Source organism: Variovorax gossypii, assembly GCF_003965815.1.
Lineage (GTDB): Bacteria > Pseudomonadota > Gammaproteobacteria > Burkholderiales > Burkholderiaceae_C > Variovorax > Variovorax gossypii.
The window spans coordinates 59085-81711 of record NZ_RXOE01000005.1; the positions used below are offsets into that span (position 1 = coordinate 59085).

The window sequence follows — 22627 nt, forward strand, 5'->3', positions numbered from 1 at the left end:
GTCAAAGCCTTGTCCGGAGGGCTTGCTGCAAGCCAGAAGCCTTAATGCTTAATTCAAACGCACCGAGCCTTGCATCTGGACAACGAAAGCATGCGGCCCTCTTGAACACGAGAGACAACCATGCACCACAACGGCACCGCATGTGGAACTGGATCCACCGCAGCCGCCACCTGCCGACGCATGCAGGCGATCTCCCCAGCAGCGCCATTCAAGAAGCGGATGGATGCGCTGCGGCACAGACGCGATCACGACCTAGCGTCTTGGCCTGGTAGAGGGCCTTGTCGGCGGCTTCGATCAGTTCCTTCGACTGCCCGCTCGACACGGAAGGCCTCAGCGCCTCCACACCGGCACTGAGCGTCACAAAGCCGTTGGCAGCACCCGCATGTGCAATTTTCAGGTCGCGCACTGCGCTGCGGATTCGCTCTGCCAAGCCAACCGCCCCCTGCACGTCGGTGTGGGGCAGCAACACCGCCAACTCCTCCCCGCCATAGCGCGCCGCCAGGTCCCCCGGTCGCCTGGACGCCAGCGCGGCGACCGTGCGTCCGATCTTCTGCAGGCATTCGTCGCCCGCCGCATGACCATAGATGTCGTTGTACTGCTTGAAGCAATCCACATCGATCATGATCAGGGCCAGCGTGCTTGCCTCCCGGACCGCACGGCTGAATTCGGTATCCAGGGTGACGTCGAACTTTCGGCGGTTTGCAAGCCCGGTGAGCCCGTCTTCCATCGCGAGCGTATTGAGGGTCTGGTTCAGCGTCTCGAGTGCATCTCGCGCCCGCCGCAGTTCCGCCTCCGTTTGAATCTGCAACTCGAACTGCTTGACCAGCCGCCACCCAACGGCCGCCACAACCAACACGAGCAGAACGACGCCTCCCGAATGCCACAGCGTATCGCGCCACCAGCCGGCGAGGATCTCCTCCTTGGAAAGGGACGCGGCAACGAACAGCGGATAGTTGGGAAGGCGCCGAAAGCTGTTGAGCCGCAGGACGCCGTCCTGCGCAGACCGGATGTAGGCAGTCCCCACAGGCCCTTGCGAACGATAGGCTTGAAAGAGCTCGCTACCTCGCATGTCGCGCCCGACCACGCTGGGGCTGTAGGGCCGACGGGTGATCATGGTTCCGTCTTCGCGTATCAGTCCCAGGGCGCCCGCCTGCCCGATGTCGAGGCTGTCGAAGAACTTGCCGAAGAAGTCGATCCTGATCGTTGCAAGCGCGACCCCGGCAAAGCTGCCATCGGCATGGTTGATGCGCCGCGAAATGGGAACGAGCAACCTGCCATTGGTCCGACTCTTCACCGGCACGCCGATATGGGACCCGCGGCTCGTGCTCGCACGATGGAATTGGAAGTACTCCCTGTCGGCGTTGTTCAGGTTCTGCGGCCAGACCTGACGGGAGTTCGCGACCCAGTTGCCAGCCTCGTCATAGATGTGAAGCCCATCCAGCTGCGGGAGTTGGGCAACGCGTACCGCGAGAAAGTCGCGAAGCCGCGCCACCTCGGCGGGCCCCGTCCCATCGGATTCGATCCGCTCGACGAGTCCGACCAGCACCGTATCGGCCAGCCTGATCTGATCGTCTGCCTGCTGTGCCATCGCATGTGCGAGGTTCGACGTCGCCACGCTCATCTGGCGCAGGTGGAGCTGGCGAGACTGCCAACTGTTCCAGCCATCGATGGCGACCAAGCCCAGGCACACGATGGTCACGAAGATCACCGTCCTGGTCGTGATGGAGGGTCGTCGCAGCACTGCTTACCCTAGCGGTGAGAAGGCCATGCACGGACTTTGACACATTCACGGCCATTTGGAGCCCCGTGGAAAACAGGTCCTGCGCTCGCGGGTTCCATGTCCGCGGCGCACGATGGTCAGCGCATAAGTGGATAGCGTTATTTTTACGAGCCACAACCCACGCATCAGCCGTCCGCGCCGTCTCCACTGATCCATCCTTGAAGCGAACGCATCGCATGTGTTACGCAACTGGGTTTGGCAAGGCATGCATGGCGAGATAGACTGAAACCGCGAGCAGTCCCGATGATTCCTCCTCCCTCCCTTGATCTCCATTGCGAACTCAAGGCTGCAGGACTGTTCTTGGCCCGCCGCGCGCGGGCCTTTTCTTGCTGCGGCCCTTGTGCAGCCTTTCGGCTGACTGCCGCATACCGGCAAGTTCGAGGTTTCCCCAGCAAAGCAGATCACGAGCCCGCATGCGCAAGCGCACCCATCGCAAACCCGTCACCGGCCTGGCCCCTTATCAAAAAGCGCTCTTCCGTCGTGCCTGGGAGGCAGACAACGTCAGGGCAGGCATTCACGCGTTCATCGGAGAGGACGCCAAAGCGCTGACCCAACGCGCTGGCAGAGTCATCTATGCGGTCGTCGCCGGCTGCGAGCAGGCTGGTATCCCGGACGATGATCCCGATGTCCGGATCCTTCACGATGCGGGCCGGGCGATTCTGGAATTGAGAGGACAAGCCGAGATCGGCGATCAGCACAGAAAGCGGATCATTTCAGGACTTGCAGCAGGTGAAAGGCTGCTCCCTCGACTTGATCCGGCGGCCGTTCGTGGCGCCGCGCTTGAACTGGCCAAGGCAAGCAGCGACAAGGAGTGAAGTCCAGGCGATGTGCGCGGCGCAGTTCAGCGCACGTTGCGCTCTCGTACCAATCGCAAACGCCGACGAAGGCATCGTGGGAACCATCCCCATCCGGAATGCCGCAGAGCGCAGAAACCGGGGAAGACCGCATGCGTGGTACTCCCAAGTTTTCTGAAAGCGGAGCTGCTGAGCAGTACCAAAGGATACGGGCAGTTCACCTACTTGGTCCTCGTGCGAGAACCCTGTACGGTCCTCAACAACCTGCTCGCGCCCGACACGAAGGACGCTGCAGGAGTGAGCGGCACCGGCCGGCAACACCCCACCCTGGACGCAGGCACAAGACACCTACGACGACAATGCCCCTACGCAGCTTCTCCATCGCGATTCTGGGCATGGACGAAGAATCCCAAGCGATTCTGCAGAGACACCTGGGCTTGCTGGGGCATCGGTCCGCGGCCTATGCCGCTGCGGCCGACCTGCTGGCAGCCATGGGCACGGCGGATTCGCTTGACCTGCTGTTGCTGCGCCCTCAGGACAGGGAAACATACCAGAGCCTCTGTGCGGCTTGCAATTCGCTGAACACGCCTGCGCTGCTTGTCTTGCACGACGGCGAGTGGCCGCATCTGTTGCCCGAGACCGAGGACTTCATTGAAGTCGATGCCATCGAATGGAATCCCACCCATTCGATCGAACAGGAACTGAACTGGAGAATGCAGCAGCTGTGGTCCCGTTCGCGCTCGCCGAAGCCCGCGAACAAGACAAGGAAAGAGAGAAACAGCTGGGGGCCCTACAAGTTCCTCCTGGACTCCCGGACTGTCCTGAACCGCGACCACGCCATTGCGCTCTCGTCCTTCGAATTCACCCTCGCACTCGAACTTTTCCGCGGCCTCGACCACATCCTGACGCGCGATTGGCTGATGCACCGGCTGTGGGCCGACAAGCCCCGCATGCCGGATCCGAGGACACTCGACGTCTACGCGACAAAGGTGCGCAGGAAACTTGAGCTGACCCCCGAGAATGGGTTCGTGCTGCATGGCGTGTACAAGCAAGGCTACCAACTCATTGCCCTCCCCCAGGCGCCGGCAGGCGCAAGCGAGACCTCGGCCTGATCACGCGCCGAACCTTCTCGTGCTGTCGCGGCACGTCCCCTGATGCAGGGTTTCGGCGGCGCACCAGCCAGTCGAAGATGCCGATGACGTCCTCCTTCCTCGCCATCGACACGAACATCTGTCGGCCCGAACCATCGAACCGTTCCGGCGACGGGCAGGCAAGGTCCCAACTGCTGCTTCGCTCCTTGCAGAAGGACCGCACGTCCTGTGCATTGACGCCCGAGCACCACGTGCACGGCAACTGGGAGTCTCTCGATCGCCCAAGAGAGATGGCGTCGATTGAACTCCCCCGGCGATCTCTACGTCGTCTACTTCCGCGCTTTCTCGATTTCCGCCATCAACTCCTTGACGGTGGCTTCGCCCACGGACGCCGAGTACTTGTCAATCACCGGCCTGACCTTGGCGCGCAGCTTGGCCATTTCTTCCGGAGGCAGTTCCGAGACGGTCATGCCTGCTTTTTTCAGCGCGTCAAGCGCGCTGTCGGCGGCGCCACGCGAGGCCTGGCGCTGGAACGCCGTCGCTTCGGCCGAGGCTTCGGTGAGGATCTTCTTCTCCTCGGCGCTCATGCCATCCCATGTCTTCTTGCTGACCAGCAGCGCCTGCGGGTTGTAGATGTGCCGGGTCTGGGTGATGTGCTTTTGCACCTCGGCGAACTTGGACGACAGGATGGTGGTGTTCGGGTTCTCCTGCCCGTCGACTGCCTTCTGCTCGAGGGCTGGATACAGCTCCGGGAACGGCAGCGGCGTGGCGTTGGCGCCCAGCGCGCCGAACATGTCGATGTAGATCGGCGACTGGATCACGCGGATCTTCAGGCCCGCGATGTCGTCCGCCTTGGTGATCGGCCGCTTGCTGTTGGTGAGGTTGCGAAAACCCAGGTCCCAGTAGCCCAGCCCGTGCAGGCCCTTGTCCTCCAGCTTGGCCATCAGCTTCTGACCGAAGGGGCCGTCGGTGACCGCATCGGCCTCCTTGCCGCTGTTGAACAGGAACGGAAAGTCGTAGGCCGCGAACTCCTTCACCTGCGCCGAGAGGATGCCCGCGTTCAGCACCGTGAGCTCGACCGTGCCGCCCTGCAGCGCCGACACGGTCTGCAGGTCACCGCCGAGCACGCCACCCGCGAACAGCTTGACGGCGATCTTGCCGCCCGACTTGGCGGCGACCAGATCGGCGAACTTCTGCGCGCCCTGTGCCTGGGGGTGACCGGTCTGGTTCTGGAACGCGAACTTGAGCGTGCGCTCCTTGACCTGTGCGACCGCACCTGGCGCGGCAAGAACAGCCGTGGCGGCCACAGCGGCCAGCAACAGCTTGCGAATCGGATTCTTCTTCATGGCAGTTGTCTCCTGGTGATGCAAGTCAGGCTCTCTTCTTGAACAGCGCCGAACCGCCGCTGGCGCGTGCGACCTCCTCGGCCGCACCGAGCAGTGCCGGCCCCAGTGCCTCCATGCGCTGCGGCGTCAGCCTGACCGCGGGCCCCGCGATCGTGACCACGCCGATCACCGCGCCGTTGACGGAGAAGACGGGGGCGGCCATGGCGGTCATTCCAGGTGCAAAGACCTCGTTGATCATGCTGAACCCACGTTGGCGAGCCGCCTTCACGTAGACCATCACCGCCTTGAGCGTGGTGGGTGCCTTCGGGCCGAAGTCCTCCGGCTTGCCCAGCCCCTTCTTGGCCACCAGGGCCATCGCATCGTCCTCGCTCATCGTCGAGAGCCAGGCATGTCCCGCGGCGCTGCACGACAGCATGACCGACAGGCCCATGTCCGGGTCGTAGCGCAGCCCGTGGGTGGCCCCTTGCGCCTTGGCCACGAAAGTCAGGTCTTCGCCGTCGACCACCGCCAGGCGCACCAGCTCGCCCGATGTGGCGGCAAGCTGGTCCAGCAGCGGCTGGGCCACATCCACGATGCCTGAATTGCTCAGGAACGACAGGCCGACGGAGACGAGCTTGATGGTCAGCACATAGTGGCCGTCGGCCAGGTTCTGCCGCACGTAGCCACAGCGAATCAGCTCCGTCAGCAGTCGGTGCGATGCGCTCAGGGGGATCTTCAGTTCACTGGCCACCGTGGACAGTGCAACGCCCTGCGGGTGTTCCGCCAGGTATTCCAACACTTTGAAGCTGCGTCCCAGCATCTCGCTCATTTCATGTCTCCCGGTTCAACCGCGGCTGCTCGTCTTCCGCGACGTTGTCACTCTATCAGATCGTGGGAAGGGATTTCCATAATGGAAAGATTTTCCGAAAAACTCAGAATCGCCGCAATCAGTCCTTTCTGCCTTCCTCTGGAGACCTTCCGTGAAACTTCTTCGTACGCTTGCCGCCGCCGGCCTGTGCATCGGCCTTGTCGCCCCGACCTGGGCCCAGCAGGAACGGGTGATCCGCTTCGGCCATCTCAACAATGCGGACCATCCGGTGAGCTTCGGCGTGAAGCGCTTCGCCGAACTGCTCGCGGCCAAGAGCAGCGGCAAGATGAAGGTGCAGGAGTTCCCGGCCTCCCAGCTCGGCAACGAGATGCAGCAGCAGTCCGCACTGCAAGGCGGGGTGCAGCAGATGTCGGCGCCGGCCACCACGTCGCTCGCGGGCATCGTCAAGGAGTTCGGCCTCGTCGACTTTCCCTTCTCCGTCAGCAGCTTCGCCCAGGCCGACGCCCTGCTCGACGGCCCCCTGGGCCAGGCCCTCATCGCCAAGCTGCCCGACAAAGGCCTCGTGGCCCTGGGCTACTGGGACCTGGGCTTTCGCAACGTCACCAACAGCAAGCGCCCCATCGGCAAGCCCGAGGACCTCGAGGGCCTGAAGATCCGCGTCATCCCCAACCCCGTGTTCCTGGAAACCTTCAAGGCCTTCAAGGCCAACCCGGTGCCGATGCCGTTCGCCGAGCTCTACGGCGCCCTCGAATCCAGGGCGGTCGACGGCCAGGAGAACCCGTATTCGGTGATCCTGTCGAACAAGTTCTTCGAGGTGCAGAAGTTCGTCAGCGCGACGAACCACGTGTACGCCGCCAACATCGTGCTCGTCAGCAAGAAATTCTGGGACTCGCTGTCCCCCGCCGAGCAGAAGATGATGCACGAGGCCGCCGACGAGGCGCGCGGCTACCAGCGCCAGGTCAGCCGCGCGGCGGCCCAGAAGGCCGTCGGTGAACTGCAGGCCAAGGGTGCCCAGTTCAACGAGGTGAGCGCAGCCGAGCAGGTGCGCATGCGCGAGATCGCCAAGCCCGCGATCGACAAGTTCGCGGCCCAGTACGACCCCGCCATCGTCAAGCTCTACAACGACGAACTCGCCCGCATCCGCAAACAATGACCGCGTCGACCACGCCAGAAGCCACCTCCATGAAGATCCTCGTCCTCCACGGCCCCAACCTGAACCTGTTCGGGCGCCGCGAACCCCACATCTACGGCAGGACCACGCTCGCCGAGATCAATGCCCGGCTGCAGGCGCTGGCCGGCGAACTCGACGTGACGCTGGAGACCCTCCAGTCGAACCATGAAGGCGACCTGATCGACTTCCTGCATGCGCACATCGACGACGCGCAGGGCGCGCTGGTCAATCCCGCAGGACTCACGCAGCACGGTGTGCCGCTGCACGATGCGATCAAGGCCATGCCGTTTCCGACCATCGAGGTGCACATGTCCAACATCGCCGCGCGTGAAACCTGGCGCGCCCACTCGATCATCTCGCCGGCGGTCAAGGGCACGATCCAGGGGCTGGGCCCGCAGTCGTACCTGGCCGCCCTGCGCGCGCTGGTGGAGATGCACAGGCAGACCGAAGCGCAGGCCGCCGCATGAGCCACTGGATCGACCGGTGCTGCCGCGGCATCGAGGCACTGATCGCGGCCGCGCTCGCGGTGATGGTCGTACTCGTTTTCGGCAACGTCGTGCTGCGCTACGGCTTCAACTCCGGCATCACCGTGTCTGAGGAAGTCTCGCGCTGGCTCTTCATCTGGATGACCTTTCTGGGCGCCGTGGTCGCCCTGAAGGAGCACGGGCATCTGGGCGTGGACATGGTGGTGCAGAAGCTGCCGCCACTGGGCAAGAAGGTCTGCCTGGCCGTCGGGCACGTCGTCATGCTCTACATCGTCTGGCTGCTCTTCCAGGGCAGCGTCGCGCAGGCGCGCATCAACTGGGACGTGACCGCGCCCGTCACCGGCGCATCGATGGCCATCGTCTACGCCTCGGGCGTGGTCTTCTCCGTGCTCGCCGGCTTCATCCTGGCGCTCGACCTGCTGCGCCTGCTGACCGGGCGCATCGCCGAGCGTGATCTCGTGATGGTCCAGGAGTCGGAGGAAGCCGTGCAGCTCCAGCAGATCCTCGGGCCGAAAGACGACGCACAGGGAGTACGCCGATGACCATCCTCGTCTTCGTGGGCACCCTGCTGCTGGCCATGGCGATGGGCATTCCCATCGCGTTCTCGCTGCTCGCCAGCGGCGTGGCGCTGATGTGGCACCTCGACCTGTTCGACGCACAGATCCTGGCGCAGAACGTGATCGGCGGCGCCGACAGCTTCCCGCTGCTGGCCGTCCCCTTCTTCATGCTCGCCGGCGAGATCATGAACGTGGGCGGCCTGTCCAAGCGCATCGTCGACTTCGCGCTCGCGCTGGTCGGCCACGTGAAGGGCGGCCTGGGCTACGTGACCATCATGGCCGGCTGCCTGCTGTCGGCGCTCTCCGGCTCGGCCGTGGCCGACGCCGCCGCGCTCACCGCGCTGCTGCTGCCGATGATGGTGAGCGCGGGGCACGACAAGGCACGTGCGGGCGGCCTCATCGCGGCCACCGGCGTGATCGGCCCGGTGATCCCCCCGAGCATCGGCCTCGTGATCTTCGGCGTGGCGGCCAACGTGTCGATCTCCAAGCTGTTCCTCGCGGCGATCGTTCCCGGCCTGCTCATCGGCGGCGCCCTGTGGATCACCTGGGCATGGCTCGTGCGGCGCGAGAAGATCGTTCCGCCGCCGCGCAAGTCCTCGGCCGAGATCGTGTCGGCCTTCCGCAAGGCACTGTGGGCGCTCATGCTGCCCGTGATCATCCTCGTGGGCCTGCGCATGGGCGTGTTCACGCCGACCGAAGCGGCCGTGGTGGCGGCCGCCTACGCGCTGTTCGTGTCGACGGTGGTGTACCGGGAAATCACGTGGAAGGATCTCTACGGCATCTTCGTGAGCGCGGCCAAGACCAGCGCCATCGTGATGTTCCTGATCGCCGCGGCCATGGTGAGCGCCTGGCTCATCACCGTGGCCGACCTGCCATCAAAGGTCGTCGGCCTGCTGCAGCCCTTCATGGGCAACCCGGTCCTGCTGATGGCAGCGATCATGGTGCTCGTCATGGTCGTGGGCACGGCGATGGACATGACGCCGACCATCCTGATCCTCACGCCGGTGCTGATGCCGATCGTCAAGGCCGCCGGGATCGATCCCGTGTACTTCGGCGTGCTGTTCATCATCAACAACTCGATCGGACTGGTCACCCCGCCGGTGGGCACGGTACTGAACGTGGTGGCCGGCGTCGGGAAGATCTCGATGGACGATGTCACGCGCGGCGTGGTGCCCTTCATGATCGCCGAGTTCGCGATCCTGTTCGTGATGGTCGCGTTCCCGCAGCTGGTCATCGCGCCCGCGCGATGGTTCGGGGGCTGAGGCGGTGGCGATGTCCAGCTCTCCCGGCCCGCGGTGGCGTGGCCGCGTCGGCCTCTGGGTGCTCGCGCTCCTGACACAGTTGCCGGCGGCCGCGCAGGATCCCGAGCGCGAGGTGCTGCCCGAGCAGCGCCAGGCGCTGGCTTTCGTCTCGCCCACGGGCCTGACCCCGCTGGGCGGCAAGCTGATCTTCAGCGCCTTCCACGTCGAAACCGGCCAGGAGCTGTGGGTCACGGACGGCACCGGTGCCGGCACAGCGATGCTGAAGGACATCCGCCCGGGCTTCCGAGGCGCCTTCCCCGCCGGCCAGACGACGTTCAAGGGCCACGTCTATACCGCGGCCACCGATGGCGTGCACGGCATCGAGCTCTGGCGCACCGACGGCACCGCCGCGGGAACCTCCCTCGTGGTCGACCTGCGGCCGGGCGAGGAAGGCGCGCTGCCGAGCGAGCTGACGGTGTTTCGCGACGCGCTGTACTTCACGGCCAATGAGGGGCATTCGGGCTTCCAGCTGTGGAAGACCTCGGGCACCGCGCCCACCACGGTGCGCGTGTCCTCGATCGACACCGGCCCGCGCGCGGTGGCACGCCAGCTCACGGTGGTGGGCCACCGCCTGTTCTTCACCGCGACCTCGCGCGCGCACGGCCACGAACTCTGGGTCAGCGAAGGCACACCCGAGAGCACGCGCATGGTGAAGGACATCCGGCCCGGCCCCGAAGACGCAGACATCCAGAACCTGACGGCGGCGGGCGGCGAACTCTATTTCACCGCCCACGACGGCGTGCACGGCATCGAGCTGTGGAAAAGCGACGGCACCGCGCGCGGCACGCGCATGGTGAAGGATCTTCGGCCCGGTTCCGAGCCCTCCCGACCGATGCACCTGACCGCGGTCAGCCGCACCCTGTACTTCGCGGCCGACGACGGCGTGCATGGCCTCGAGCTCTGGAAGACCGACGGCACCGAGCGCGGAACGACGCTGGTGAAGGACATCCGCCCGGGGCCGTCGGGCGCCATCTCGAGTCCGATCGCGGCGATGGGCGGCCGGCTCTACTTCGCCGCGACCGACGGCGCCTCGGGCGCGGAACTCTGGCGCAGCGACGGGACCGCGGCAGGGACCGTGCTGGTCAGGGACATCGCTCCAGGTGCGGACAACGGGTCGCCCGCACGCTTCTCGGTCACCGGCTCCCGCCTCTGGTTCTCCGCCAACGGCGGCAGCGCCACCGGCGTCGAGCCCTGGACCAGCGACGGCACACCAGCCGGCACGCACGCCGTCGCGGATATCGCGCATGGCGCGCGCCATGCGATGCCCCAGGGCTTCCGCCGCCTGGGCAGTTCGGTGCTCTTCGTCGCCGACGACGGCAACGGCAACGAACGCCTCTGGGCGCGTCGCAAGGACGCCCGGGTGGCCCTGATCGGCGACCCGCTCAGCCAGCGCCTGCGCTGATCCGCATGTCCGACACGGGCCCGCAGGCACCGCCGAAGGCCTGCGTGACCGCGTAGTCGTACAACGCCTGTCGCATGGCTGCCGCGAGGGCCGGGTGCGTGGGGTCGTGGCCGGCGCCCGGCACCCACCGCAGGATGGCCCGCCCCTGCAATGCGAGCGCCAGTGCCTGGGCGCCCTGCGGCGGGCACAGGAGGTCCTGCGTGCCATGCACGATCAGCGTGGGAACCGCGGGCAGTGCAGCGCAGCGCTGAAGGAGCGTGGGCGCACGCAGCCAGCATCCGTGTCTCAGGTAGTGGCTCTGCACGCGGTAACGCCGCACCAGTTGCTGCAGCGTCGCGTCGTCGGGCCGCGGTGCAGGCTTTCCCGTGGCCATGCGTTGCTCCCACCCGGACCACAGCCCTGCCATCCGGCACTGATGCTCCGGGCTTCCATGCGCGAAGACCTCCGCGACCACGTCCGTGATCGGACATTGCCGTCGCCGCGCCTCGTTCCACAGGATGCGCCATTCCGGGTCGCCGTGGCGCACGGCCTGCGCGAAGACATCGTGGATGTCGCTGGCACGCGCAAGAAACACATTCCTGAGCAGCAGGCCTGCGACGGCGCCGGGCTGGTCCAGCGCATGCGCCAACGCCAGCGTTGCGCCCCAGGAGCCGCCCACCACCAGCCACCGGTCGATCCGAAGGTGAGCGCGCAGGCGCCGCAGGTCGTCCAGCAGGTCCGCGAGCGTGTTGGCCGCGATCGCGCCCGCGGGCGTGCTGCGCCCCGCCCCGCGCTGGTCGGGGCAGATGATGCGGTAGCGCGACGGATCGAATCCGCGGCGCAGCACAGGCGAACTGCCCGAGCCCGGTCCGCCGTGGAGCACCAGCGCCGGCAGGCCCGCCGGGTCGCCATGCTCCTCGACATGCATGACATGTCCGCCGCCCAGCGGCAGCCGGTGGATGGTCGGCCGAGGACCCACTGTCACGCGCGGGCCGCGTCAGGCCTGCGCCTGGGCATTGGCGTCCGTGCGGAAGACCAGGTCGCCCGATCGCCGGGCGCCCGGTACGAAACGGATCGGCGCACCGCCGATGTCGCGCACATCCGCCGCGGCCGCGACCATGGCCTGGACCTCCGCGTGCCGCGGACTCTTCGGGCAGACCGGGTCCGTGGCAGTGGCATCGCCGGTCAGCAGGAAGGCCTGACAGCGGCAGCCACCATGGTCCTTTTCCCGGTCGTCGCAGCTTGCGCAGGTGCTGCTCATCCAGCCGGTGCCGCGGTAGGCGCGGAAGGCCGGACTGTCGTGCCAGATGCTGCCGATGGTGTGCTCGCGAACGCTAGGGAAATCCAGCCCGGGCAGCATCCGCGCACTGTGGCAGGGCAATGCCACGCCGTCGGGCGCCACCACCAAAAATACGCTGCCCCAGCCGGCCATGCAGGGCTTGGGCTTCGCCTCGGCATAGTCGGGCACCACCCAGAGGATCTTCATGCGCCCCGCCAGACGCGGCCGGTGCGCCTCGACCACCGCTTCCGCGGTCGCCAGCGCCGCGCGGCTGGGCATCAGCATCTCGCGGTTGCGCCATGCCCAGCCGTAGTACTGCACATTGGCCAGCTCCAGAAAATCCGCCTCCATGGATTCGGCCATCTCGATGATGCGGCCGACGTGCGGCAGGTTGTAGCGGTGCATCACGCAGTTCAGCACCATCGGATAGCCCAGGTCCTTGATCGTGCGGGCCACGCGCTGCTTGAGGTCGAAGGTGCGCGTCGAACTCAGGAAGTCGTTCAGCTCGCGGCTGGAGTCCTGGAACGACAGCTGGATGTGATCGAGACCGGCCTTCTTCAGCGCCTGGGCGCGCTGCGGCGCGAGGCCCACGCCCGAGGTGATCAGGTTGGTGTAGAAGCCGAGTTCGTGCGCTGCCGCGACGAGCTCCTCGAGGTCCTCGCGCACCAGCGGTTCGCCGCCCGAGAACCCCAGCTGGACGGCCCCCATGGCGCGTGCCTCGCGGAAGACGCGAACCCATTCGTGCGTGCCGAGTTCGTTGCCGTAGCGCGTGTAGTCCACGGGGTTCGAGCAGAAGGCGCAGTGCAGCGGACAGCGATAGGTCAGCTCCGCGAGCAGCCACAGCGGCGGTTTCACAGCGGCAACGCGGCGGCGCTCACCGGATCCAGTGGCGTCCACGGGCCTGCTCCAGGAACTCGAGCACGTCGGCACGCAGATCCGGTTCGCCGAAGGTGCTCTCCAGATCGGCCACGAGCGCCGCGACCGAGGTCTTGCCATCGCAGCGCTTCAGGATTTCCGCCGCCGGCTGGTTCAGCCTGATCATGCCCTCGGGAAACAGCAGCACATGGCACTGCTGGGCCTCTTCCCACTGCATCCTGTAGATCGTGCCGAGTGCCGGCTGTGCGCTGTCGGTCCATGCGCTCATGGCTGCTGCTCCTTCGGAAGATGATCGGGATAGGCCTTCTCGATCGCGTCGAGCATGGCCCAGAGGATGTCCAGCTTGAAGCCCAGGATCTGCAGGGCACGGACCTGTCGTTCGCGCGTGGTGCACCACTGCATCGCCACTTCCAGGCCATGCTCGACATCACGGTCGGCCAGCGGGATGCGGCTGCGGAAATAGTCCAAGCCCGAGGTGTCGATCCACGGATAGTGCGTGGGCCAGCCCGCGAGCCGGTCCTTGTGGATACGCGGCGCGAACATCTCGGTCAGCGAGGAGATCACGGCCTCCTGCCAGGGCGCCGTGCGCGCGAAGTTGACGTAGGCATCGACGGCGAAGCGCACGCCGGGCAGGACGAGCGCGTGCGACTCCAGCACATCGCGGCGCAGGCCGGTCGCGAGGCCCAGGCGGGTCCATATCTCGATGCCGCCGGCGTGGGCGCCTTCGTGGTCGCCGTGCCCGTCGTGGTCGAGCATCCTCACCACCCAGCGCCTGCGCGTCGCGCGATCGTCGCAGTTGGAGAGGATCGCCGCGTCCTTCACGGGAATGCGGCACTGATAGTAGAACCGGTTCGCCACCCAGCCCCGGACCTGGAAAGGTTGCAGTTCGCCGGCGTTGAGCCGCCGGTTGAACGGATGGTGGCTGTGGTAGCGCGACTCCATCGCGCGCAGCTGCGACTCGAAGACCTGCGGCGGCCAGGGCTCCTGCTGCATCTGTTGTTGCTGGTGCGTCACGCGTCAGATCTCCAGTTCCATGCCGTCGAAGGCCACCTCGATGCCGCGGCGCACGAGCTCGGCGCGCTCCGGCCCGTCTTCGTCGAGGATCGGGTTGCTGTTGTTGATGTGGATGAGCACTTTCCTGCGAGCGGCGCAGGCGTCCAGCGCCCTCAGCATGCCCGGCCCGTGCGGTCCGTCGCACTGCGGCAGGTGGCCCATGTCGGCGGCGTGCTTCTTGCCGAGGCCCGCCGCGACCATCTCGTCCTCGCTCCAGAAGGTGCCGTCGACCAGCACGGTGTCGCAGCCGTCGAGGCACCGGCGCTCGGCCTCGCCGACCCGTGCGAGGCCCGGTGCATAGAACACGCGCCTGCCACTGGCCGGGTCTTCGATCAGCACGGCCGCGTTGTCGCTTCGCGCCTCGGCCTGCCGGCGCGGCGAGTAAGGGGGCGCCTTGCCGGGAACCGGCACCGCCTGCAGACGCAGGCCGGCGATCTCGTGCCACGCACCGCCGCCGGGCTCGAGCGGCATCGGGTGCCAGTTCACGCCGCTGTAGCTTTCGAGGGCCTTCAACAACGGCAGGCTGCCGGTGAGGTCTTCGTGGGACTCGGGCGTGCAGTAGAGCTGCAGCCGGGATCCCTCGCGCAGGCTCAGAAGCCCCGCGACATGATCGATCTGCGAATCCATCAGCACCACGGCCTCGATCGCGGAATCGCGCAGGCCATGGCGAGGCCACAGCACCGGCGAGGCGCGCAACTGCGCGCCGATGTCGGGCGACGCGTTCAGAAGCACCCAGCGTTCGCCGTCGGCCGACACGGCCATCGAACTCTGCGTGCGAGGCAGGGCCCGGACCTGCCCGGTTCGCTGGCCGGCGCACAGGCGGCAGTTGCAATTCCATTGAGGGAAGCCACCGCCCGCTCCCGAACCAAGAACCAGAATCTTCATGGGGCACAAGAAAAAGACGGCACCGGCGCGAAGCCGGTGCCGTCGGGGGCCGCGCTCAGCGCGCGGAGATGTACATCGTGATCTCGAAGCCGAAACGCAGCTCTTCGAACTCAGGCTTGCACCATTTCATCGCATTGCTCCTTCAGTGGTTGGGGGCTAGGAAACGGAATCAGTACACGACGATCTTGCCCGTCGGGCGCGGGCTATGACAGTCGTTGTAGAAGTATTCGCCCGGCGTGTCAAAGGTGTGGGTCGCGGACTGGCCCGGAGCCAGCCTGAAGTCGAACCTGCCTTCGAAGAACTGCGTGGCGCAGTGCGTGTTCGCATTGGTCCCCGGATTGGTGAAGGTCACGGTGGTGTTCGCCGGCACGCGCATGAAGGTCGGCGTCATGGCATTCACGGCCGTCGATTCGGTGGCGCCCGGCTCATTCGCAGCGGTCTGCACACGCGCCAGGAACACCGTGTTGGGCGTCGGCAATGCAGCGCCCTCCACCGCCGAACCCGACACCGGCCGGCGCACGACGGGCGGCACCGGTGTGGGCGCGGGCGCGACGGAGCCTCCGACCTTGAAGGCCCACAGCCGGTCGCCGCGCGGTGCCGAATCGCCGTACGGGATGCCCGTGCCGCCCGAGAACACCGCGATGTACTGCTCGCCATCGATCTCGTAGGAGACCGGGCTGGCACTGATCGCGGCGCCGGTCTGGAAGCGCCACAGTTCGCTGCCGTCATGCGCATCCAGGGCCAGCAGGTTGCCGTCGGGCTGGCCGATGAACAGCAGGTCGGAGGCCGTGCTCAGGATGCCGTTGCCGTGCGCCAGCGAATACGGCATCTGCTTCTTCCACTTCACGAGGTTGGTGCTCGGATCGACCGCCACGACCGCACCGGTCATGTAGGTGCCCGGCGGACGCAGGCCGTTGCTCGATTCGGTCAGCGAGTGCGCCGCCGACACGTAGCCCATGCCCGTGTAGACCAGGCCCGTGCGCTGGCTGAAGGACTGGTGGTTCCAGTTGGCACCGCCGCCATGTCCCGGAATGGACAGGATCGGCACGTCCCAGTGCGCGTCGTAGAGGCAGCCCTTCACGTAGTTCGGGACCGCGCGGTTGGGGTCGCCGGGGATCGCCGTGCCCAGCGGCTGGTCCACGATGCAGGTCTCGGTCCAGGCGCCCTGGCGCGGCAAGGGCTGGGTGGGCCAGCTGGCCTGGCGGGCGTCCTGCTTCACGGGCACTTCGTCGATGCCCAGCGGCGCGCTGCCGTCCTTGCGATCGAGGATGTAGTACATGCCCGTCTTGCTGCCGTAGATCACGACCTTGCGGTCCTTCCCGTCGATCTTGACGTCGGCGAGCACGGGAGACATCACGTTGTCCATGTCCCAGATGTCGTGGTGCACGGACTGGAAGTGCCACTTGTACTCGCCGGTCTTGAGGTCGAGCGCAACGATCGAATTGGCGAAGAGATTCAGGCCGGGGCGCGTGGAGCCGTTCTGCGACGAACCGCCGCGCACGTTGCCGAAGGTCCAGTAGACCAGGCCCAGTTCGGGATCCACCGCGGGGTGGATCCACGGCGTCGCGCCAGTGCGCTCGGATTCGGCCGCGCCGCCCCAGGTGTCGTAGCCGATCTCGCCGGCGCGCGGCACGCCCCAGAAAGAGGTCAGCACCTTGCCCGTCAGCGCATCGGCGGAGAACGCGGCGCCGCGGTTGCCGTCGTTGGTGCCGAGGTAGAGCCGCTTGTCGTGATAGACGAGCGCCACCTTCTGCAGCGCGCCCTGGTAGTCGGGATCGGTGGTGCTGCTCGGGTACTGCTTGATCCAGGCGATGGCGCCGGTGTCCGTCCTGAGCGCCACCAGGCGGTTGCCGGTGGCGACGGTGAAGACCAGGCCCAGGTCCTTCGCGACGGCCACCCCGCGGCGGGTGATGGCGCCGTAGGGCGTGGTCCACTTCCATTTCGTGAGGCCGGTCTTGCCGTCCACCGCGATCACGTTGCCCAGCGCGGACTCGATGTAGAGCACGCCGTCGACGACCACGGTCGTGCTCTGGTTGGTCCCGGTGGTCATGCCGCCCTCGATCTGGTTGACCCAGGCGCCGCCCAGCTGGCCGACCAGGCCCTTGTTGATCTTGCGCAGGCTGGAGTAGTTCTGGTTGCCCAGATTGCCGCCCACCTTGGGGAAGTCCTTGTCGCCGGCCGTGCAGCAGTCGGACAGGTCGGCCGCGGGCGCGGCGGCCGCAGGCGGCGATGCCGCTGGCGGCGCGCTCGATGCCGGCGGTGGCGCGGGGGCCGGGCTGATGGGCAGCACCGGCGCACTGCCGCCGCTCGAGCCGCCGCAGGCGCCGATCAACAAGGGGGATGCGAGCACGCCGCAGGAAACCAGCAGCGTGACCAATGATCTCTGTTTCATGGATGTCTCTACCTGGTGAAGTTGGGAAACGGATGCGCGCGAGGCCGCACGCACCGCAGGCTGGGCGCGTTGCGCGAAGCCGGCCTCGGCAGCCAATTGCTCGGTCGCTATTCGGTGCAGAAGGGCGTGAGACCCATGGCCGACTTGACGCCCTGGACCACGAGCTTCTGGAACTCGATGGCCCCCACGCCCGAGAGGTCCGCGGTGAAGGAGTGGGCGTTGTGCCCGAGGGTCGTGAGCCATGCCCGGCCACCGTCGTAGTACTGGCACCAGGCGACCGGATGGAAGTCCGCATGGCCCGGATGCGGCGCCGCCGTCAGCGGCTTCAGTGTCGAGGTGTCGACCTTCGCCAGGAACTTCACCTTCGTGGGGAAGGGCATGAGGTTGTACCACTCGTCCTGGAAGGAAAAGCGCTTGGGCACGTCCTTCGTCGACGGGTCATCCGAGACGATCTCGACATCACCGGCGCGATTCGGCCCGTGGTTGTAGAAGTTCGCGTTGCCGAGCAGGCCTTCGTAGTAGGGCCAGTTGTACTCCGCGCCGAAAGCGTTGTGCAGGCCGACGAAGCCGCCGCCGCGGCGCATGTAGTTGCGCAGCGCGGTGCGCGCGGCGTCCTGGCTCGTGCTGACCGCGCCGTTCCACAGCGTGTCGCGGTTCGAGCTCGCGAAAATGATCGCCTTGTAGTTGTTGATGCGGCTGCTGAGGACCGCGACGTCCTCCGTCCAGTCGACCGTGATGCCTTCGGCCGACAGCATGCGAACCAGGCCCGCCTGCATCACGTTGTCCGGATTCATCACCGGGTTCAAACCCGCGGCCATCGGCGTGCCCAGCACGGCATGACGCGGCCCCGCGGTGCGCGAATAGACCAGCACCCGGTCCGGCGTCGAAGCGAAGGCCCCCCAGTCGTTGTAGCACTTGGGATTCGTTCCCCTGCAGACGTTGTAGTAGGCGTCGAAGCTGTCGTCGGGGGCTTCGGCCACCGGGTCCGTTGGCTGAACCGGTGTCTCGCCCGCAGGCTCGGTCGGATTGCTCGGTGCCGCCGGCGCCACGGGAAGGGCCGTGAGCGGCACCCCTCCACCACCTCCGCTTCCTCCTCCGCATGCAGTCACGGCCAGCGTCACGGCCGCCGCCAAGGCGAGCCTGAGAGTCAATGATTTGGCAAATTCCAAGGGAGTCTCCTCGTTCTGATCGATGGCGCAGAGTGCGAGCGCTCTGCCGATGCTGGCCGACCGTTGCGCTGCGGCGGGGTTGACCGGGGGCGATCATAGGAATTTTCTGGAAAGTATTTCCATCATGGAAATCCCTTCCTATTTCAATCGATCTGAAGATTGGCGCCCTCGGACTGACCCCGCGGATTGCGCAGTGGGAGCCGGCATCGGTGTCTAGGCGGCCGCCATCAGCACCGGCGTCGGGACGGTGATCGCGCTTGGCGTGGTCGCGCTGGGCTAGGAAACTGCTCGCCGGACGAACAAGACAAACTGCACGACGACTACAAGCAGAAGTGCGGGCAGTCCGACAGGCTGGGTGCCTGCATGGCCGGCCCGAGCCCATCCCAGCGTTCGGCGAGAAGACAGGTTTTCGGACAATGCGCGCGAGCGCGCGAGTAAATCATGGACCCGTGCTTTGCTCGGAGCACTTCATCGAGATGCACCTGGACCTCGGCAACGTGTTCAGGGACGAAGACCCCGCTTCCTCGCATCCCTGGGCGACGCGCAAGCCGGATGCGTTGCGCCGGTGCTCCTGTCTCGCATCGCGAAGAAAGGCAATGGCGCGCCTGCGCCAGGAGGCGCTGGACCGTTATTTGGGACTCTTCCTGCCTGCAAGCGCACGAGATCCGGCCGTGCGCCACTGGACCCTGTCACGACGCCCGCAGCGGCAGTGCTCAAAGACCATCGCAGGAGGTTTCCTGGATGCCGCAGATCTTGTTGAGCCATGTCCGGAACCGTCCCTTGGGTACGCCTGCACGCGCCGCAGCAGCGATCTGCAACGGCCGCAGGTCGGCGGGGAAGCGGGCTTCCTCGTACTCGACCTGGACCCATCGCCCCCGGCAGTCGACGGGCCGGCCGGCGGCCACGGTGCTGTCGCCATCGAACAGCGAGTCATCCTGCAACCGGATCGTCGCGGGCGCACCTGGCGACGGCGCCGCACGTCCTGCCTTGGCCTGCGACTTCACGACCAGCTTGCGGCCGCTGACCCAGCCTTCGCCCTTGTAGACGGGCCGGGGTGCCTGCCCGGTCAACATGTCGTCGTCCGCTGCCTCTCGGATCTTGAACCAGCCGTTGGCGCTGGCCGTGACACCCACGCGAACGCGCACTCGCAGTCCGGATCCATCCGACCAGACCGACGGCAGCTTGCCAAGCACCTTCGCCGTGGGGGTGGGCTCCGCGCGCACATTGAGGCCGGCGGGGTCGGTCTCTTCGACGAAGGCCGTGAACTGGCAACTCGACGATTCCGGCGAACCACCCGAGGCCTGGGCTGTCCCACCAAGGAGGGCAAGCGCCAACAGCAGGGCCGGCGCCACGGAGAAATTTCGGTCATTGGCCATCAACGAGCTCGCAAAGAGAAAGGAGGAAGGAGTAAGCCAGGCCGTCAGCAAGAACGAGGCTTCCTTGATGGGTTCCTCGGGACCACATGTTCACGACTGGCGCATTGTCAGCGCTGTTCCAGTGACTTTCCAGGAACTGCACCGCGCGTTCGGAGTGAATTCCTTGGGTGACATTTCATGCAGCCATCCGGCGACACGCCCAGCCTCCACGCACCGACGCATGCTCACATGACAAGGTTTTCGCGGGCATCTGGGTCAGCGCCATCCTGCGATCCCGCAGCACGTGCAGGCCACCTTCCGCCCCGTGCACCAAGGCCCGCCGGCGAACCACGGGAGAATGCACGCGAGCCCACTTTCCAAACACCATGGCCCACCCTCGAAACGCATTGCCCCTCTGGCTGCTGCTGGCGGCAGCGCCATGCCCTGCCGCAGGCATCGAGGACATGCGCTCCCACGGCTCCACGCAGGGCCTGTACGAGATCCGTGAACGGGCCCGCGCATTCGTTGCGCAGCACAACGCAAAGGGCGGCGTGATCTGGCACGCTGGCGAGCCGAATCTCAAGGTCTTCGTGCCACGCTGCGCTGTCGCGCTGGATGCACGGTGGGACACGATTCGCTGGTCGTCGACCGACGCGCGGGGTGCCGTGATACCGCAAAGTCGTCGTGTGATCGCAGTGCGATGCGCACGCACCGTCGATCCACCGCAGCAATGGGACGTCCACGTCCCCGTGACCACAAACGGCTCGGCACCGAGAGAAAGATAGGGGCGGACCATTCAGCGAATCGGCCGTATGGTGCTTCCATGGCCATGGGCGCACGGTGCAGGCGGGCCCGTGCCATCAATGGTGAATCAAGCGACCCTCCGCAGGCTGTCCGCCAGGCGCTGACTGGCTGACATTGGCGGACGGCGTACCGCTTCCTTTCTTGTACGCCAAGGTCACCACGCCACCGATCGGTGCATGCGGCAAGGCCGGCACGGTGCGCTGGAACCTCGCAGTTCCCTCAGCGGGCGACATCGGAATGGCGCAATTCAGCGGCGCGCTGCCGGACGGCTTCCCGATCGATGAACTGGCTGAGGATCGACCACTGGCGCGTGATGGTGGTGACATACATCCTGAGCGCGCCCACAAAGCCCGCAAGGAACGGAACGACCAACAAGCCACGGGCGACCTGCGGCCCCATGAGACAGACGAAAAACGTCGCGGACAAGGTCAGCCACAGGGCGATGCCCAGGCCCCACGATGCCAAGCGCCAGCGCTTCGGCGATGGGTCCTCGCTGGTCAGCAGACGCTCCAGCGCGAAGACCACCTGGCGTTCTCGTTCTTGATGATTCACGGTTGTCCAATGTGTGACACGAACAGACGGTTCGAGGCGGAGATGAAGTGACCTGGGCAGGCCGTTCGCTCGGGCTGACATTCGTCGACTGCCGGGCGCGAAGGCTTGCATGGATCTTAGTCCGGGTGCCGTGTTTGCCATGCGCAAGCCGGCCCATGGTTCAGGACCTTTTTCTTGAGCGCGTCGACCTTCTCCCCCTGGCCAGGTTGGCCTTCCGATCCGGCGGTTGGACTTCGGCCGTAGGCCAGAATCTGGCCTTCAACATGGCTTTTCCAGAGCCGCGCAATGACGGACAAGAGGAGCGAATGAAGAGGACTCAGGCGACTTGGGCATACGCGCTGCACGGGCACGACGACGACACGTACATGCTGGGGAACGAAACGTACAAGCCCGATCCTCAGGGTAGCGAGTGGCGTTTCGGGAGCATGGGTCACCCGCATCCAGCCACCTGTCCGGAATGCGGCGGCAAGGTCGACCCCGACTACATCCATCCCGGGTACCGCGTGAAGAAGCGCCGCAGAGACATCACTGCGACTTATGACGGCTACCTCCTGGTCTCCGCGCACCTGCGCAAGGTGCTCCAAGACCATGGTGCAACGAGAGAGGACTTTGTTGCACTACCGGCGGATCCGGACTACTTCTGGCTGCGCCCGCAAATCGCACTGGACTACGCTGCGGCCGAACGCGCGAGACATTGCGCGTCGTGCGGCCAGTTTGCCGATGAAGTCGTCCCCATCCCGGTGTTCTTGGGAAAACTTGCCGAGCCCATCGCGGCAGGGGTGTATCGCTCCTGCCTTGAGTTTGGCTCGACGCCGCTGAAGGCATTTCAAGTCGTCGTCGGGGTACGTACCGCACTGGCGATCCAGGCCCACTCCCTGGTGGGCATCGAGCTGGAGCAACTTCGCGCGTAGCTGACGAACGTTCGGCCAGGGGGATGATGTCCAACCGGATCGATGCGCAGCACGCCGATCGCAGGCAGCGCCATCGACACCCCGATCATCTTCCAGCTCTCGTCGGCTGGGGATGTCCGAACGCTCATCAAGAAGCATACTTTCTCGCATGACACGTTCCACATCGCCCCTTGTCGAGCCAGGCGCCATTCTTCGCAGCCTCTCGGAAGCGGAAGCTGCAGCGCTTGTCACCGCATGGCTGCACGCGTTCGGTCAACAACGACAGGGGCTCAACTTGAAAGCCTACCTGTGGCACGTATTCAGCGGTGGCGCTCATGCGAGCTGGGCGGGCAAGCAGGCACTGGCCGAGTACGAAGCCATGGAAGCACCCGAATACCTTGTCCTTTCCAATGACCGAAAGACGGCTTTCTCCACCGATCAGCGTCCGGTGAAAGCCGATCTATCGGACTACCTCGTCTTTCCCCCGAACCTTGCGTGGACCATGTGCTTCACTCACGAAGACGGATGGCTTGGCCCCTATTTTGCAAAGCACCGGGACTTTGATCGGCTGGACGTCGCAAACCGCGCGCAGATCCGCAAGCAACGGGAAGCACACGCCGCCAGGGCCAAGGGTTGGCGATGACGGAGGACGAGCGCC

At 65.9% G+C, this 22627-nt stretch carries 23 protein-coding genes; 10 read left to right on the forward strand and 13 right to left on the reverse strand.

Annotated elements, in window-relative coordinates; all coding sequences use genetic code 11:
- Positions 1-208: 208 nt before the first annotated feature.
- The gene (locus EJP69_RS19065) at positions 209-1741 is read right to left on the reverse strand and encodes a sensor domain-containing diguanylate cyclase (RefSeq protein WP_126472097.1); all 1533 of its coding nucleotides are present in this window, start codon (positions 1739-1741) and stop codon (positions 209-211) included.
- A gap of 452 nt (positions 1742-2193) precedes the next feature.
- Between EJP69_RS19065 and EJP69_RS19070 the strand changes: the two genes are divergently transcribed.
- A complete protein-coding gene (locus EJP69_RS19070; protein ID WP_126472098.1) occupies positions 2194-2595 on the forward strand; it encodes a hypothetical protein in 402 nt (133 codons plus the stop codon).
- Positions 2596-2933: 338 nt separating this feature from the next.
- Positions 2934-3686, forward strand: a complete 753-nt coding sequence (locus EJP69_RS19075) for a winged helix-turn-helix domain-containing protein (RefSeq protein ID WP_177227991.1) — start codon at positions 2934-2936, stop codon at positions 3684-3686.
- Between the two features lie 308 nt (positions 3687-3994).
- Here EJP69_RS19075 and EJP69_RS19080 read toward each other — a convergent pair whose 3' ends face one another.
- Together EJP69_RS19080 and EJP69_RS19085 are read right to left on the reverse strand one after the other, a co-directional pair.
- Positions 3995-5011, reverse strand: coding sequence for a TRAP transporter substrate-binding protein (locus EJP69_RS19080; protein WP_126472099.1), 1017 nt, complete (start codon positions 5009-5011; stop codon positions 3995-3997).
- A gap of 25 nt (positions 5012-5036) precedes the next feature.
- Positions 5037-5819, reverse strand: a complete 783-nt coding sequence (locus EJP69_RS19085; RefSeq protein WP_093209360.1) for an IclR family transcriptional regulator — start codon at positions 5817-5819, stop codon at positions 5037-5039.
- Positions 5820-5970: 151 nt separating this feature from the next.
- Between EJP69_RS19085 and EJP69_RS19090 the strand changes: the two genes are divergently transcribed.
- From EJP69_RS19090 to EJP69_RS19110, 5 genes are read left to right on the forward strand one after another with little or no spacing between them, the layout of a single operon-like run.
- On the forward strand, positions 5971-6972 hold the full coding sequence (locus EJP69_RS19090; protein WP_126472100.1) for a TRAP transporter substrate-binding protein: 1002 nt from the start codon (positions 5971-5973) through the stop codon (positions 6970-6972).
- Positions 6973-7001: 29 nt separating this feature from the next.
- A complete protein-coding gene (locus tag EJP69_RS19095; protein WP_093209363.1) occupies positions 7002-7457 on the forward strand; it encodes a type II 3-dehydroquinate dehydratase in 456 nt (151 codons plus the stop codon).
- Positions 7454-8017 carry a TRAP transporter small permease gene (locus EJP69_RS19100; RefSeq protein ID WP_126472101.1) on the forward strand — a complete coding sequence of 188 codons (564 nt, stop codon included), beginning with the start codon at positions 7454-7456 and terminating at the stop codon, positions 8015-8017. Before EJP69_RS19095 ends, EJP69_RS19100 begins: the two co-directional genes overlap by 4 nt.
- Positions 8014-9294, forward strand: a complete 1281-nt coding sequence (locus EJP69_RS19105; RefSeq protein WP_093178834.1) for a TRAP transporter large permease — start codon at positions 8014-8016, stop codon at positions 9292-9294. Before EJP69_RS19100 ends, EJP69_RS19105 begins: the two co-directional genes overlap by 4 nt.
- Before the next feature lie 10 nt (positions 9295-9304).
- Positions 9305-10735 (forward strand): ELWxxDGT repeat protein, encoded by a 1431-nt coding sequence (locus tag EJP69_RS19110; RefSeq protein WP_126472102.1) that lies wholly within the window; start codon positions 9305-9307, stop codon positions 10733-10735.
- Here EJP69_RS19110 and EJP69_RS19115 read toward each other — a convergent pair.
- From EJP69_RS19115 to EJP69_RS19160, 9 genes are all read right to left on the reverse strand, one after another.
- Positions 10716-11699 carry an alpha/beta fold hydrolase gene (locus tag EJP69_RS19115; RefSeq protein ID WP_240652206.1) on the reverse strand — a complete coding sequence of 328 codons (984 nt, stop codon included), beginning with the start codon at positions 11697-11699 and terminating at the stop codon, positions 10716-10718. The genes EJP69_RS19110 and EJP69_RS19115 overlap by 20 nt on opposite strands.
- Before the next feature lie 12 nt (positions 11700-11711).
- Positions 11712-12890: a pyrroloquinoline quinone biosynthesis protein PqqE gene (gene pqqE, locus EJP69_RS19120; RefSeq protein ID WP_240652207.1), complete on the reverse strand. Its 1179-nt coding sequence runs from the start codon at positions 12888-12890 to the stop codon at positions 11712-11714.
- Positions 12868-13137, reverse strand: coding sequence for a pyrroloquinoline quinone biosynthesis peptide chaperone PqqD (gene pqqD / locus EJP69_RS19125; RefSeq protein ID WP_240652208.1), 270 nt, complete (start codon positions 13135-13137; stop codon positions 12868-12870). Before pqqD ends, pqqE begins: the two co-directional genes overlap by 23 nt.
- A complete protein-coding gene (gene pqqC, locus EJP69_RS19130; protein WP_126472321.1) occupies positions 13134-13862 on the reverse strand; it encodes a pyrroloquinoline-quinone synthase PqqC in 729 nt (242 codons plus the stop codon). The genes pqqD and pqqC overlap by 4 nt, the downstream gene beginning before the upstream one ends.
- Before the next feature lie 24 nt (positions 13863-13886).
- A complete protein-coding gene (gene pqqB, locus EJP69_RS19135; protein WP_126472103.1) occupies positions 13887-14807 on the reverse strand; it encodes a pyrroloquinoline quinone biosynthesis protein PqqB in 921 nt (306 codons plus the stop codon).
- 55 nt (positions 14808-14862) lie between these two features.
- Complete coding sequence (pqqA, locus tag EJP69_RS30105) at positions 14863-14937, reverse strand: pyrroloquinoline quinone precursor peptide PqqA (protein ID WP_080898329.1); 75 nt, start codon at positions 14935-14937, stop codon at positions 14863-14865.
- Positions 14938-14976: 39 nt separating this feature from the next.
- Positions 14977-17199: an outer membrane protein assembly factor BamB family protein gene (locus EJP69_RS19145; RefSeq protein ID WP_126472104.1), complete on the reverse strand. Its 2223-nt coding sequence runs from the start codon at positions 17197-17199 to the stop codon at positions 14977-14979.
- Between the two features lie 107 nt (positions 17200-17306).
- The gene (locus EJP69_RS19150) at positions 17307-18368 is read right to left on the reverse strand and encodes a ThuA domain-containing protein (protein ID WP_093178838.1); all 1062 of its coding nucleotides are present in this window, start codon (positions 18366-18368) and stop codon (positions 17307-17309) included.
- Between the two features lie 713 nt (positions 18369-19081).
- The gene (locus EJP69_RS19160) at positions 19082-19795 is read right to left on the reverse strand and encodes an SH3 domain-containing protein (RefSeq protein ID WP_126472106.1); all 714 of its coding nucleotides are present in this window, start codon (positions 19793-19795) and stop codon (positions 19082-19084) included.
- Positions 19796-20109: 314 nt separating this feature from the next.
- Here EJP69_RS19160 and EJP69_RS19165 point away from each other — a divergent pair, with 314 nt between their 5' ends.
- Entirely contained in the window at positions 20110-20508 is a 399-nt protein-coding gene (locus tag EJP69_RS19165; RefSeq protein ID WP_126472107.1) for a hypothetical protein, read from the forward strand.
- Between the two features lie 238 nt (positions 20509-20746).
- Here EJP69_RS19165 and EJP69_RS19170 read toward each other — a convergent pair whose 3' ends face one another.
- Complete coding sequence (locus tag EJP69_RS19170; RefSeq protein WP_126472108.1) at positions 20747-21079, reverse strand: hypothetical protein; 333 nt, start codon at positions 21077-21079, stop codon at positions 20747-20749.
- Positions 21080-21234: 155 nt separating this feature from the next.
- Between EJP69_RS19170 and EJP69_RS19175 the strand changes: the two genes are divergently transcribed.
- Positions 21235-21990, forward strand: a complete 756-nt coding sequence (locus EJP69_RS19175) for a hypothetical protein (protein WP_126472109.1) — start codon at positions 21235-21237, stop codon at positions 21988-21990.
- A gap of 148 nt (positions 21991-22138) precedes the next feature.
- Positions 22139-22612 carry a DUF4275 family protein gene (locus tag EJP69_RS19180; protein WP_170217172.1) on the forward strand — a complete coding sequence of 158 codons (474 nt, stop codon included), beginning with the start codon at positions 22139-22141 and terminating at the stop codon, positions 22610-22612.
- Positions 22613-22627 lie beyond the last annotated feature (15 nt).